The following is a 13,792-nucleotide window of genomic DNA, read 5'->3' on the forward strand; positions in this document are numbered from 1 at the left end:
CCCCTCCTCTCGTATATTGGCTCGTGTATGTTGACCGCCCATAGCATTCGGCTTCCGGGCGTTATCTAGCCGGCGTTAGTTGGCGGGCTCGTTGAATTCCAGACCGAGCAGCGCGTTCTCAACGATTTCGGTCAGTGCCGGGTGAATCCAGTACTGGCCGCGTGCGAGGGTGCGCGCATCCATGCCGAAGCTCATTGCCTGCAGGAGCGGCTGGATGAGCACGGAGGACTCTTCACCGACCAGGTGTGCACCGAGCAGCTCACCGTTGTCCTTACGGGCAATGAGCTTGCACAGGCCAATCTTGTCTTCCATTGCCCAGCCGTAGGCGGTGTCGCCAAAGTTCTGTGCCTTGACGGTAATCTCAAAGCCTTCACGTTCAGCCGCCTGGCGCGCCTGCTCTTCGGTCATGCCGACCACAGCAATCTGCGGGTTGCTGAAGACGGCAGCCGGTACGTAGCGGTGGTCGCTGGCACGCAGGTCCTCGGGGTGGCTGAGGTTGTGCTGCACAACGCGTGCCTCGTGGTTTGCCACGTGCTTGAGCTGGTAGCGGCTGGACACGTCGCCGAGGGCGTAGACGCCGGGTACGGGCGCGCCGTTGTAGAGCACGCGCTGGTACTTATCGACGCTGAGCTGGCCGCCGTCCTGCACGTCGAAGTAGTTCTTCGCGTTGAGGGTGTCGGTGTTGGGGCGACGACCGGTTGCCACGAGCACAGCGTCTGCCGGGATTTCGAGCAGTTCTTCACCGTTCTCGGTAGTGTGCTTAGCTACGACGGTCACACTGCCGTCGGCGTTCTCACGGATTTCGGAGAGGGACGCATCCTTGACGATGTTCCACTGCTTGCTTGCGGCTTCTTCGAAGCGTGCCACGACCTCTTCGTCCACGCCACGTAGCAGGCGGGAGGAGCGGTTCAGCTGGGTTACTTCGGTACCGAATGCGGAGAAAACGTGGGAGAATTCTGCCGCAATCACGCCGCCGCCGATGACGACCATACGGGCGGGCAGCTCGTCCATGCGCATGACGTTGTCATTGGTGTAGACCTTGGAGGAGTCGATACCGGGTACGGGAGGCAGCACGGCGCGTGAACCTGCCGCAACAACAATCTGGCGGCCCTGCAGGCGGGTGCCGTCGGTCAGCTCGACGGTGTGGGAGCCGACGAAGCGCGCGTACTGGTCGTAGAAGTCGACGTTGGGCAGACCGGCACGCCAGTTGCGGCCGCCTTCAACAATCTGGTCAATGCGGGAGGCAAAGATACGGTCACGAATCTGCGCCCAGTGCACGGCGTCTACGTGTGCGTCGACGCCCAGGTGCTTGACCTCGCGGGTCTTCTGCGCGATGGTCGCCGGGTAGACGTACATTTTGGTGGGGATGCAGCCAACGTTCAGGCAGGTGCCGCCGAAGATACCGCCGTCGATGAGGGCGACCTTCTTGTCGTCCCATTCGGGGCCGATGAGGGTGTTGCCGGATCCGGAGCCGATGACGATGAGGTCGTACTGTGCTACGCCGTCAATGCGTTCTACGTTCTCGATGCTCATGTGGTCCTCTCGTTGATGATGTTGAGGCTGGGCTCGTTCCCAGCGTGCCCCTCGATGGCGGGGTTATTTCTGTTACTGCCACTATAACGCGTGGAAGCTTCCGGCTATTCCCACTTCTGGTGTCAATGTTGACGGATATGCGAAAATGCGCCGTCCTAAAGAACACAGCACTGAGAACACAGCGCTGAGAACACAGCGGTTCTTTGAGAAGACGCACTCAAGCGTTGAGAACTATTCGAGCCCGCGGATTAGTGACGCGTATATGTCTGCGCTAAGAGGTCAGCGATTAGATGTCTGCCATAAGCCCAGCCAGCAGACGGGTGAAGTCAATGGCGGGATCAACCGATTCTTCGTCGGGCCAAAAATGAATCGGGTACGCCGCACCCTGGGCGCGTTGCAGCACGGGGCTTTCAGCGAGCACCGGCTCTGCGACAAGATCGCCGAAAAGGGAGCGCATTTCGTCGCGTCGGTAGCGGTGTTCGCTGTCGTTGGGGCGCATCTTGTTGATAACTACTCCCGCACCGTCAATGCTGATGCCGCTTTCCTGCTGAAAGCGCACGATGGCGCGCAGGGTTCGTTCGGTGCCCGCCACGGAGAAAAGGGAAGGCTCTGCGACCGAAAGGATGCGCTCGCTCACTGCCCAGCCCATTGAAGACAGGGTTCCGAGGAACGGCGGGCAGTCAATCAGGATGACGTCGTAGGCGTCCGCAGCCGCCTCCACCATGCGCTTGAATCGGCGGATGAACGGCGCGGCTTCCTGCCGGTCCACGAGGGTGGAACGAGCCGAACCGCGCGCCACCTTCACGCTACCGGTGGTCACGGGGTTATTGGTCAGCAGGGTGGGTTTGCCGACGAGCGAGTTCCAAGAGGAGCTACCGGCTTCCTCCGCGAAGGCACGCTCATTGGAGCTGGCAATCAGGGAGGCAACGTCGGGGATGGTTTCATCCACCGCCAGACCGGTGCTGGCGTCGCCGTGGGGGTCGAGGTCAATAACGAGTGTGGAGAGTCCGCTGTGTAAAGCTGCGGACGCGAGCCCCAAAGTGATGGACGTTTTGCCGACGCCACCTTTGAGGCTGCTGATACTGACGATGCGGGGCATGCAGGTCCCTTTTTTGAGCGAGGTGTAATGCCCCTTTATTTTAGCGAATCTTCGCTTTTCTTCTGGCTCTGACAGGGGTGTATCTTGAGTTTTTTCTCAAGTGAGCATTGAATGTTCCCTCGGGTTTAAAACTTCTGCCCGCGCTCGCCACCGGGTAGGTAGTGAGCGCGGGCAGATTCAAGATGCGTGGTTTAGGCCTGTGCTTTATGCCTGTGCGCGGCGGGCACGGCGGGCGGCGAGTTCGTCGCCTTCGAAGTTTTCGTGCATCTCTTCGCCGGGCTGGCCGTTGAGGTTCATTTCGATTTCGCGCCAGACGCGACCGATAGCGATGCCGAAGACGCCCTGACCTGCCTGAACCAGGTCAATGACCTCGCTCGGGGAGGTGCATTCGTAGACGGTGGTGCCGTCACTCATGAGGGTGATGTTCGCCAGGTCGTCAATGCCGCGGGTACGCAGATGCTCGATGGAGGTACGGATCTGCTGCAGGGACACGCCGGTGTCGAGCAGTCGCTTCACAATCTTGAGCACGAGCACGTCGCGGAAGCTATAGAGGCGCTGGGTACCGGATCCGGAGGCTCCACGCACGGTGGGTACGACCAGGTCGGTGCGTGCCCAGTAGTCGAGCTGGCGGTAGGTGATGCCGGCTGCCTTGCAGGCGATGGCGCCGCGGTAGCCGAGGTTTTCCTCGACGACAGAGACCGGGTCGGTAAAGAGTACGCCCTGTTCACCACGCGGAGGCGGCGCTACGGGGAAGAGGGTGTCGAAGCCATCCAGGGGCTGGTCGAAGCCCTGGGGTGCCTCATGGGTGCCTGCGGCCTCGCCTGCATTTTCGGCTACCTGCTGCTCTAGCACGGTCCCTCCTTTTCGTTAACCCGTTTAATGCGATTCACCGCGCCCTATCAAATGTGGTCGACTTCGTTCCGGTGTAGCCCCGATTTTCGGGGTGAGATTCTAGGGCTAGGCCTTAGAATCTGCATCTATGATTCGCGTGGCTTCCCTCTGCGAGGTTAGCTACGCGGTTTTCAATACTACACATTGGCTCGACTATTCGGTTCGTAGAACACGATTCGATAGTGCGACCGATGCGCGATAGGCGCGGTTGTTCAATCTATTTTAACTGATAGAGGGCTCTACTTAAAATTGAACCCACCGAAGCGAATGATCTTTTCAGATTCATTCGTACCTCTTTAACGCCCTGTGGGGGTGCTCCTCCCCCGCTATTCTCCTCGCTTTTTCTGGGTATCCATCCCACAGGGGAGTTTAAAAAGTAAATGCGTACGGAGCAGTCCGTACGCATTTACAGCTGAGTTGAGTGAACAGCCTTGGCAGGCCGGGAGCCCCCTGGTGAGAAAGCTCTTCGTGTTGGACGAAGGGGTAGAAATTCCGAGCGTGCCAGCGTCGGCTTCGTCCAAGTCTAGAGGCCGCTACCCGTTGGTAAGGGGTAGGGACTATAGAGGGAATCACCGTGGTCAGTGGTGTTTCCCGAGGGAAATCCCCGTTTGGGGTGTGGTAGAACCGCTGAGGGTTTACGAGCGGCAGACTGTCCGGTAGTCTGCGTCTTCGTGCGCCTACTCGTAGGTAGGCATCGCCGATTCGACCAGAGTTGCGTGCAGCTGCAAGCACAACTTGCGGATCTTGTCGGCTCGTTCCTGCGCCTGAGCCTGAGAGGCTGCGTCGCGGCGTGATGCCAGCGGAGCCACCGCAATTTCCACGAGGGAAATTTCGCGGTCTGCCGCTGACTTGAATGCGCGCAGGTGACGAGGCTGAATGCCGTGCTGGGTCAGTTCTGCACTAACGCGGGCAATCAGCACATCGTAATCGGTGTACTCCACATCCGACCCGTCTTCGAGCAGTCCAAAGTCAATCAGCTCGCGAATCAGTTCGGGGGTGGTGTTAGCGTATTCTGCCAGCTCGCGGAGAGTGTAGGTGCGACCTTCCTGCTCGTTCGGGCCAAGGACGGTGTCTAGCACGTCTTCGCTTACGGTGGCAGGCATGGAGTTCAGTACGCGACCGGCTTCCATGTCCTCCAGGTGCTGACGGATTACCTTGAGCGGCATGTAGTGGTCGCGCTGCATGGTGAGGATGTAGCGCAGGCGCTCAATATCCGTCTGGGAGTACTTGCGGTAACCGGTTTCGGTACGGCTGGGGTGCACGAGACCGCGCTCCTCCAGGAAGCGGATCTTGGATGCACTAATTCCGGGGAACTCCAGGTCAAGCTGGCTAAGAACCTGACCAATGGTCCGGCTCTTAACGTCACGCGGGTTACGGTCAGAGCCGCCGTTCTCCACGTCCTCTAGTTGAACCTCAGCGTTAGTGAGGTTCTCATCGATGCGTGAGGTCATCTATGTCTTTCGGGTACTTGTTCAGACGATGTCGATACGAGCCGAAATTTGAGTGAGTGGCTCGTTCCCCCGGTCGGGGGTCTCGCTCCGTGCCGAACATCTTTGCTTAGTGTTGAGAGTGTGATAGATAAGTTTAGTTGTTTATCACGAAATGATAAACCGCAAACCTTCGAGACAATCTTATAGCCTCACAAGGCATTTTGCTATTTAGTTCGCCCTTTTCAGGGGCTTTTTGAACCCAAAAATAGCCACACAATCAAACATTAATCAGTAGAGACAGTACCAATTTTAGCAAAATTCCAATACTTCGAACACATATATCTCATATTGGACTGCTTTACGAGGAAAATTTTATCTTCTCGCGATAGTTGAAGTTTTCATCACATTTAACTTGAAAGAGGCTCCCACTAGGGGTTTAGTCATCCTTCAAGCCCCTTTAGTGAATTCCTACACCTTCAAGACGAACCTTAAATGCGCCCAACTATTTGCGTTTGTGTGCATTTTAAAAGAAAAACGGCGAGACCAATCGGTCTCGCCGTTTCATCAGTACGTACCTCTTAACACGAGGGACGCCAGAGCTATAGAGTCTATCGAGCTAGACTATCGACTTAGAGCTTAGCCAGCTCAGCCTTGTACGCCTCTGCATCCAGCAGGTTAGCCAGGTCATCAGCGTTCTCGGGGCGAATCTCAATGATCCAACCCTCGCCGTAGGGATCGGAGTTGACCAGTGCGGGGTCATCCTCCAGTCCCTCGTTCACTGCGACAATCTCGCCAGCGATGGGAGCAAAGAGATCGGAGACAGACTTGGTGGACTCAATCTCACCGAAGCTATCCTCAGCAGCTACAGAATCGCCGACAGAGGGAAGGTCGACGTAGACGACGTCACCCAGTGCATCCTGAGCGTGGTCGGTAATACCAACACGTACGGTGCCCTCGGCGGTGAGAGCGGAAACCCACTCGTGCTCAGAAGTGTACGAGAGTTCTGCGGGAACGTTGCTCATAGCAGCGGTGTCCTTTCAGTGTGTTCTTGCGTAGCGCGGATCGTCCCGCGCACGGTGTCGTTCCGTATGTGGGATGACGGAACGTCCTACACCAATTATCACATAAGAAGTAACGCGGGGCACGTCCAAACACCCCCGTACCACTTCTAAGACACTATATTTTCCTTATCCTATCTAGCCGCTCAACAATCACCCCTTCCCAAGGCCCTAGAAGCACCCCTATTACTCACCTCCAGCAGACAGCCATTCAGACACACCAAAAGGCTCAGGGCCCCACACCATGAAAGGTGCAGGGCCCTGAGCCTAAAGACTAGAGAGCTAAACTCTCATAGCGTCTTAGCGGGAAGAAATGACGCGCTCGGAGAAGCGGTTCGGGTTACCGAAACGGTGTGCGGTAATCGAAACAGCCTGCTCGCGGAGGAAGGGCAGCATCTCGATACGGCCAGCCTCGGTGACCGGTGCGAAGTACACTGCAACATCCGGGCGACCACCCAGTGCCGAGTAGATGGACTTCACGTCGTTACCGATGTAGCGGATACGGGTGCCTTCCAGCGGAGTACCAGCCAGTGCGCGAACCGGGGTCTTAGCGTTCGAAGCCAGGTACTCGCGGAACTGAGCGTCCGACTTGACTTCGTACTTGATGCCCTTGTTCTCGAGGACGCCACGGACGTCGACCGGCAGGTCCTTACCGACGGACAGAGCAACCGGTGCGTTAGCTGCCAGACCGGCGAGCACAACGCGCAGGGTCTCTGCTGCAGATGCGGACTCGTCTGCACGAACCAGAACCTGGGTGGGTACGTAGCGCAGGATGTTGCGCTCCACGCCCAGCTTCGAGGGATCGTGGCCGAAGCCGAACTCGGTGTCCCAAGCGTGTGCGTCAGAGGAGACACCGCGCTTGATGAATGCGAAGTCCTCGCGCTTGCCCAGCTCGGAGTTCTCGATGGTAGCCAGGGTCTCGCGGACGGTCACGGACTGGGTGACAGCGGTTGCGGTTGCCTGTGCGGGCTCCCAATCGGACAGAGCGATCAGGTAGCTGGGGCCACCAGCCTTGGTACCGGAGCCAACGGTGGACTTCTTCCAACCGCCGAAGGGCTGACGCTGAACGATTGCACCGGTAATTGCACGGTTGACGTACAGGTTACCTGCCTGGACCTTGGAGAGCCACAGCTCGAGCTCGTCAGCATCCAGCGAGTGCAGACCTGCGGTCAGGCCGTAATCGGGTGCGTTCTGCAGCTCGATTGCCTCTTCCAGGGTGTCAGCGGTCATGATGCCCAGGATGGGGCCGAAGTATTCGGTCATGTGGTACTCGGAACCGGGCTTGACGCCTTCGCGAACACCGGGGCTCCACAGGCGACCGGTCTCGTCCAGTTCCTTGGGCTGGATGAGCCAGCGCTCGCCCGGGCCGAGGGTGGTCAGACCGCGCAGCAGCTTCTCTTCCGGCTTCTGAACAACGGGGCCCATCTCGGACTCGATGTCCTGCGGGTGTGCCACGTGCAGGGAGCTGACAGAGTCAATCAGCTGACGACGGAAACGCTCGGACTGTGCAACGGAGCCAACCAGGATGACGGTCGAACCAGCGGAGCACTTCTGACCTGCGTGACCGAATGCCGAGTAGACGACGTCCTTGACGGCGAGGTCGATGTCAGCGTTCGGGGTGACGATGATGGAGTTCTTACCCGAGGTCTCACCGAACAGGGGCAGGTCATCACGCCAGGAGCGGAAGAGCTCAGCGGTCTCGTAACCACCGGTCAGGATCAGGCGGTCAACCTCGGGGTGCGAGATGAGCAGCTTACCTGCAGCGCGGTCAACAACCTTGACGAGCTTCAGAACTTCCTTGGGAACGCCTGCATCCCACATGATCTCTGCGATCAGGGCACCGGTGCGAGCGGTGATGGTTGCGGGCTTGAAGATGACAGCAGAACCTGCAGCCAGACCAGCCAGAACACCACCGGCGGGAATAGCGGTCGGGAAGTTCCACGGGGGAACAACCAGGGTCAGGTCAACAGACTTGGGCTTTGCGCCGTCGATCTTCTCGAGGTCCTCAGCCAGCATTGCGTAGTAGTATGCGAAGTCGATTGCCTCGGAGACCTCGGTGTCGCCCTGCTCCAGGGTCTTGCCAGCCTCAGCTGCCATAACCTCCAGCAGGTCACCGCGGCGCAGTGCGATAGCCTTACCGACCTTGCGCAGAATCTCTGCACGCTCGTGGCCGGAGAGCTTGCCCCATGCCTTACCAGCTTCCTCAGTTTCCTTGATCAGCTTCTCAGCGTCAGCTTCGCTGGTCAGCTCGTTAGCCTTGAGGGTTTCGATGCCCAGCTTGGTGGTCTTGGAACGCTCGAGGATTGCGCGGCCCCACTCGCGGTTACCGGAGAGTGCAGGGTCGGTGTCGGGGGTGTTCTCGAAGCGGCCTGCCGGTACGAAGACGTTGTCCTCGTTCTCGGTCAGACGGTTCTGGGTGCGCTTGGATGCGGGAACCTCGTCGGTGACGGAGTTCAGCGCACGCATGAAGCGGTCCTCTTCGCGCTTGAAGATGGACTCGTCGGTTGCCAGGTCGAAGATACCGGACATGAAGTTCTCGGAGGAAGCGTTCTCCTCGAGACGACGGATCAGGTATGCGATAGCAACGTCGAATTCCTTGGGGTTCACGACGGGCACGTACAGCAGCAGGTGGCCAACGCGACGGCGGATGATCTCTGCCTGCTGCTCAGCCATACCAATCAGCATCTCGAACTCGACGCGGTCCTTCACGCCGCGGTCCTCGGACAGCAGCAGTGCGAAAGCAACGTCGAAGAGGTTGTGACCTGCAATACCGAGGCGAACGTTCTTCACGTGCTCGGGGCGCAGTGCGTAGTCCAGAACGCGCTTGTAGTTGGTGTCAGCAGCCTGCTTGGTGTCCCAGGTGGTCAGCGGCCAGCCGTGCATAACAGCTTCCACGATTTCCATGGAGAGGTTTGCACCCTTAACCAGGCGAACCTTGATGCCTGCGCCGCCAGCAGCAACGCGCTTTGCGGACCACTCCTGCAGGTGCTGCATTGCAGCCAGGGTGTCGGGCAGGTATGCCTGGAGCACGATACCGGCTTCCAGGTCCTTCAGGTGGGGCTGGTCCAGAATCTTGGTGAACACCTCAATGGTGAGGTCCAGGTCCTTGTATTCCTCCATGTCCAGGTTGATGAACTTCTTGGGGGAGGTGGATGCAGCCAGCTCGTACAGCGGGGTCAGGCGGCGAACAGCGGTCTCAACGACCTCGTCGAATGCCCAGTGCTGGTGGGGGCCGGAAACAGCGGACACCTTGATGGAGACGTAGTCAACGTCGTCACGTGCCAGCAGGCGCTTGGTCTCAGCCAGGCGGTGCTCTGCTTCCTTGTCACCCAGAACTGCCTCACCGAGCAGGTTGACGTTCAGGCGGTTACCGGTCTTGGTCAGCTCTGCAATTGCGTCGCCCAGCTTCTCCTCGGAAGCGTCGACGATCAGGTGACCAACCATCTCGCGCAGCACGCGGCGTGCAACGGGAACGGTGGGCCATGCGACCTTGCCAGCCAGCTTGCCACCGAAGCCAACAGCGGACTTCATGTACCAGGGCAGGAAGGAAGGTGCCAGGCCGGAAATGCGGGAGAGGTTGCGGCCGGAGACGTTGTCGTCTTCGGGGCGAATAACGCCATCAACAAAGCCGACGGTGAAGGGAAGACCATTGGGGTCCTTCAGAACACCGGCGAGCTGCTCAGCTGCGAAGGTGGGCTTGATCGACTGGGACTCATTTACCCACTGGCGAACAAGCTGACGAGCTTCCAGAGCCATCTTCTGGTAGTGCTCAGATGCGAAAGGATGGGTCATCCTTGACTCCTAACTATCTTACTGTGTGCGGTACACACCACGTTTGGCGATGTCTCTATTTCACCACAAAAGGGTAATAAATACCTCATTAGAAAAACTGAATGTTTTTTCCAAAATCCATTTAGTTTTTCTAAATGATTGTGCGGTGAGGTTTTCACCCCGCGCCCCCTCCGAACCTCCTGTTCGAAGAGACAAGGTGAAGTTTGTAGCGACATCGCTATCCATCTCTCTCAGGCTAGCACTTTCAGAAAGCAAATACCGAACCGATTTCGTAACAATCGAACACTTCAAAACCAGTCCCAAAAGCATCTTCGGCTCTAAGAATCATCACATTCAGCGCGAAAATACTCGCTACACAAGCCAACATGCCGGCACCCCACTTCAGTCGTCTCAAAAAGAGCCAGCCGGAAGCCCGCGCGGTACCATAGACAAGAGTCCACGATGAGAGACGCACCACGGAAGAACTCAGAGGCACAATCTGCAGAACAACCGGGCGCGCCAGGGAGGAAACACATGTCAATCTACGACATCCGACGCATGCAAATGCTCCTCGAAATCCAAGAACGCGGCACCGTCATCGCTGCCGCAGAAGCGCTCAGCCTCACCCCCTCCGCCGTCTCCCAGCAGATTGCCACCCTCGAAAAAGAAACCGGCACCCCGCTTCTGCAGCGCATCGGCAGGCGCGTACAGCTCACCAGCGCCGGACTCATCATCGTCGACAGCGCCCGCAGCATCCTGCGCGAACTCGACCGCATGCAAACCTCCGTCGCCAACCTCACCGGCGAACCCGCAGGCATGGTCCGCCTCGCAATCTTCCAGTCCGCGGCCTTCGCATTGCTACCGGAAACCCTCAGCTACCTTGCCGAACACGCACCCTCACTCACGCTGCAAGTACTGCAAATCGACCCCGAAACCGGAACCTCACTCACCCGAAGCCGCGAATACGACATGGTGCTCTCCGAAGCCTACCCGCACCACCACATCCCCGAATACCCCGAACTGCATTCCGAGCTGCTCACCGAAGACCCGCTCAGCCTCATCGTGCCCAGCACCTCCACCATCACCTCAATCGAGGAGGCGCACGCACTGCCCTGGGTTCTCGAAATGGAACAGAACACCTCCCGCAGCTGGGCGCTCAACCAGTGCCGCACCGCAGGATTCGAGCCGGTCATCCGTTACAGCGCCAATGACATGATTACGAACTCCAACCTCGTCAAAGCAGGATTCGCCGTCACCATCGTGCCCGGCTTCATCCTCTCCTCCCTCTCCACCACCGAGGGGCTACGCATCGTCGAGCTACCCGGCAAGCCCTGCCGCAAAATCTTTACCGCCGTACGCCGAGAGTCCGCCGCCAACCCCGCCATCGCCATGGTGCGCGAAGCACTGCACCACGCGGTCAAGGTAGCATTCGGCGAACACGACAGGAGCGAAACCGCATAAGAAAAATTAACTGCCAGCCACGCCAGCAGACTAGACAATGCAAAGGTCGGGGCCGTTCCCAGGAACGACTCCGACCTTTCAACATACCTTTTTGAACAGGCGCCTATATATAAGGTATAAAAACACACAACGGAGCCATTCCCCCGCCGCGCCCATCCTTCACAGGAGCCAGCTCCAGGTACCAGCGCAACCGCTAGTTCAGCGAAGCAACCACAGCCGAGCTCTGCACCTCGTAGAACGACGACGACAAACCAGCCGCCGCCATATCCAGCACAGCACTCACATGAACCTGCTTCAATGCAGAACCGGCAACACCCGAAGCCACCTGATAATTCAGCTGAACATCCAAGCGGTGACCGCGAGGAATAGCGGTGCGCAACTCCAGAACGTTCTCGCTGCCAGCACCAGCCTGACCGGTCTGTTCACTACGGCGCACCGCATCAAGATTCAGAGCATCCACAGGAGCCACCAGGGCCGAAGCACCCAGGTTACCCGAAGGCAGCACCGCCTGACCCGAGGCAACACGAAGAGTCACCGCAGGATTCAACAACAAACCAGTCTTCGGGTCCTGCGCGCGAGCACGCACCATCAGGCGAGTACCCACCGGCAGCGTCGAATTGCCCTCATTAATAATGCTCAGGCGAGTCGGCAGATTCCGGAAAGCAACAGTACGCGCCGGCTGACTCTGCAAAGACACAGCCTGCACACCAGAGACCGCCTTCAACTCCAGGCGGATGCACGACTCGTTATAACGCATCGGAACCTGCACCAGCGCAGAACTCGCCGCGCCGCCGTTCTGTCCACCACTGTGCTGTCCACCACCGTGCTGACCGCGCTGTCCACCACGCTGTCCGCCAGGACGCTGGGTCACCGGGGTCACGCGAGCGCGCTTACCGCCCGAACGAGTTGCCGCCTCCGCAGCGCTCACGCCGCCAGCCACCAGGGCAGCCGAAGCCCCAGCAACCTTCAACGCGGTACGGCGAGAAGCGTTCATCAGATTATTCTTAGTCATTTTCTACTCCCCTAAGCCTTCGCGATACGGTACACGCCGCTAATCGTGCCCTGCCACCAGGTGCCGTAACGGTCAATCGTGCCCACCATCTGCAGGGTGTCACCACCGCCAAGCAGCAGGCTCACATGCTGAGGCAGGCGCTGCTCGTGCATCGTCTTACCGGTTTCCATGTCCAGCGCGACTGCCCAGGCGTAGGCGCCATTCGCCAAACCAGCCGGGCCGCGGCGACGCTCACAGGTGTAAATCAGACCGTCAGCGGTGGAATAGCGAGGAACAGCCGAAGAGTACACGTCCTTACGGTCCCAAATCTTACGCAGACCGCGGTCGGTAATATCCCAACGCTCCATGCCGGGAGCAAAAAGCGCATTCGCAGGAACCGACGGACCGGCACCCTCCGGGTACTTCGGGTAAGGGTAGCCGTAGGTGCTTGCACCGACCATCGTGTTACCCACACCGATCATAGAATTCTCAGTGCCAGAGGTACCGGCAGTAAACAGGCCGGCGCTACCGACCTTCGCACCGTTATCGGTGCGGTACACAATGACCGACTCCTGAATATCAGAGTTATCGGTCAGCATCACGTAATCCGAACCGTTCGGGCCAAAGAACGTCGGGGAGGCACCCGAACCCCACGCGAGCTTACCGGGCTTGCGGGCGCTACCGCGGTCGTAGGCATGCCACCACTTGAGGGTGGGCGCACCGGTTGCGGTAGCGTTCAGCATATAAATAGCGTGGGAAGTCACCACGCTCACGCCCTGCGGGCACGCCGAAATCGAGTTATCAATACGCTCACCCGCAATCGACGCCTTATTCAGGCGCATCGAGCGAATCGTGCCGCGAGCAGAATCAATCACCGCAATGTAGCCGTTCTTCGTCGCAACCCAAATGCGACCGGACCAGTCGGGTACCAGACCAACCACAGCGTCATTGGCGCTCTGGGCGAGCATGCGGCTCAGGTCAATACGCTCATCAACTCGGATGCTGCGTCCGTCAGCAGAGTGGGAGAGTCGCAGCAGGCACTGAGAGCCATCCACCAGAACCATGCGGTCCTGCGCGTCAAGGTAAGCGTACACGCCACCGAGCAGTGCGCCCTTCGGGATGTCCAAGTGGGAGAGCTCGCGGCCGGTATGCGGGTCAAGGATAGAGAGCTTCGGGGTGATGAACTCGCCGTGGGCGAAGACCTGGGTGCAGAGCACCTGAATGAAGCCGTCGCGTCCGGCAAGGATTGTCGGGCAGGCGCCGCCGAGCTTCGTGCCGGTAATCTTCCAATTGCCTGCGCCGGGACCGGCAAGAGGAGTAGCATCGGAAGACTGGGCATCACCGTGCATGGTGGTAATGCCGGGTGCGCCCAGGTGCGGATTCACCTGGGCGTTATAGGTGGGGGTCATGGTTGGTTCTTTCTAACGGTGAGTGGCGCACGCCTTCAATGGAGTGCACAAATATGCGCTTTCACATGCGCAAACGTTTCACATTGTAGGGTCAGAAAGCAGTTTTTGACGACACTAAAGGGCACCTTGAAACATTGTTCAGGCGACAC

At 58.7% G+C, this 13,792-nt stretch carries 9 protein-coding genes; 1 reads left to right on the forward strand and 8 read right to left on the reverse strand.

The annotated features are described in order from the left end of the window. Positions 1 to 75: 75 nt before the first annotated feature. From HMPREF2894_RS05665 to HMPREF2894_RS05690, 6 genes are all read right to left on the reverse strand, one after another. Positions 76 to 1,533, reverse strand: a complete 1,458-nt coding sequence (locus tag HMPREF2894_RS05665) for a mycothione reductase (RefSeq protein WP_049340759.1) — start codon at positions 1,531 to 1,533, stop codon at positions 76 to 78. A gap of 286 nt (positions 1,534 to 1,819) precedes the next feature. After that, on the reverse strand, positions 1,820 to 2,632 hold the full coding sequence (locus HMPREF2894_RS05670) for a ParA family protein (RefSeq protein ID WP_049340760.1): 813 nt from the start codon (positions 2,630 to 2,632) through the stop codon (positions 1,820 to 1,822). A gap of 204 nt (positions 2,633 to 2,836) precedes the next feature. Continuing rightward, positions 2,837 to 3,484, reverse strand: coding sequence for a MerR family transcriptional regulator (locus HMPREF2894_RS05675; protein WP_070592920.1), 648 nt, complete (start codon positions 3,482 to 3,484; stop codon positions 2,837 to 2,839). A gap of 716 nt (positions 3,485 to 4,200) precedes the next feature. Further along, on the reverse strand, positions 4,201 to 4,974 hold the full coding sequence (locus HMPREF2894_RS05680; protein ID WP_049337539.1) for a transcriptional regulator FtsR: 774 nt from the start codon (positions 4,972 to 4,974) through the stop codon (positions 4,201 to 4,203). 608 nt (positions 4,975 to 5,582) lie between these two features. After that, the gene (gcvH, locus tag HMPREF2894_RS05685; protein ID WP_005507722.1) at positions 5,583 to 5,975 is read right to left on the reverse strand and encodes a glycine cleavage system protein GcvH; all 393 of its coding nucleotides are present in this window, start codon (positions 5,973 to 5,975) and stop codon (positions 5,583 to 5,585) included. Between the two features lie 336 nt (positions 5,976 to 6,311). Then, on the reverse strand, positions 6,312 to 9,803 hold the full coding sequence (locus HMPREF2894_RS05690) for a bifunctional proline dehydrogenase/L-glutamate gamma-semialdehyde dehydrogenase (protein ID WP_070678182.1): 3,492 nt from the start codon (positions 9,801 to 9,803) through the stop codon (positions 6,312 to 6,314). A 513-nt stretch (positions 9,804 to 10,316) separates the two neighbouring features. Between HMPREF2894_RS05690 and HMPREF2894_RS05695 the strand changes: the two genes are divergently transcribed. Continuing rightward, positions 10,317 to 11,243 carry a LysR family transcriptional regulator gene (locus HMPREF2894_RS05695; protein WP_070678184.1) on the forward strand — a complete coding sequence of 309 codons (927 nt, stop codon included), beginning with the start codon at positions 10,317 to 10,319 and terminating at the stop codon, positions 11,241 to 11,243. A gap of 193 nt (positions 11,244 to 11,436) precedes the next feature. Here the strand turns inward: HMPREF2894_RS05695 and HMPREF2894_RS05700 are convergent, their stop codons facing one another. Then, positions 11,437 to 12,255, reverse strand: a complete 819-nt coding sequence (locus HMPREF2894_RS05700) for a transcriptional initiation protein Tat (RefSeq protein ID WP_070678186.1) — start codon at positions 12,253 to 12,255, stop codon at positions 11,437 to 11,439. 11 nt (positions 12,256 to 12,266) lie between these two features. Next, the gene (locus tag HMPREF2894_RS05705) at positions 12,267 to 13,643 is read right to left on the reverse strand and encodes a hypothetical protein (protein WP_049340770.1); all 1,377 of its coding nucleotides are present in this window, start codon (positions 13,641 to 13,643) and stop codon (positions 12,267 to 12,269) included. Between the last annotated feature and the right edge of the window lie 149 nt (positions 13,644 to 13,792).

The organism is Rothia sp. HMSC066G02 (genome assembly GCF_001813145.1).
GTDB lineage: Bacteria > Actinomycetota > Actinomycetes > Actinomycetales > Micrococcaceae > Rothia.

Bases quoted from the DNA above. Each gene is read 5' to 3' on its own strand.
- HMPREF2894_RS05695 (WP_070678184.1), top strand. From the start codon at position 10,317: ATGTCAATCTACGACATCCGACGCATGCAAATGCTCCTCGAAATCCAA.
- HMPREF2894_RS05705 (WP_049340770.1), bottom strand. From the start codon at position 13,643: ATGACCCCCACCTATAACGCCCAGGTGAATCCGCACCTGGGCGCACCC.
- HMPREF2894_RS05690 (WP_070678182.1), bottom strand. From the start codon at position 9,803: ATGACCCATCCTTTCGCATCTGAGCACTACCAGAAGATGGCTCTGGAA.
- HMPREF2894_RS05670 (WP_049340760.1), bottom strand. From the start codon at position 2,632: ATGCCCCGCATCGTCAGTATCAGCAGCCTCAAAGGTGGCGTCGGCAAA.
- gcvH (WP_005507722.1), bottom strand. From the start codon at position 5,975: ATGAGCAACGTTCCCGCAGAACTCTCGTACACTTCTGAGCACGAGTGG.
- HMPREF2894_RS05665 (WP_049340759.1), bottom strand. From the start codon at position 1,533: ATGAGCATCGAGAACGTAGAACGCATTGACGGCGTAGCACAGTACGAC.
- HMPREF2894_RS05680 (WP_049337539.1), bottom strand. From the start codon at position 4,974: ATGACCTCACGCATCGATGAGAACCTCACTAACGCTGAGGTTCAACTA.
- HMPREF2894_RS05700 (WP_070678186.1), bottom strand. From the start codon at position 12,255: ATGACTAAGAATAATCTGATGAACGCTTCTCGCCGTACCGCGTTGAAG.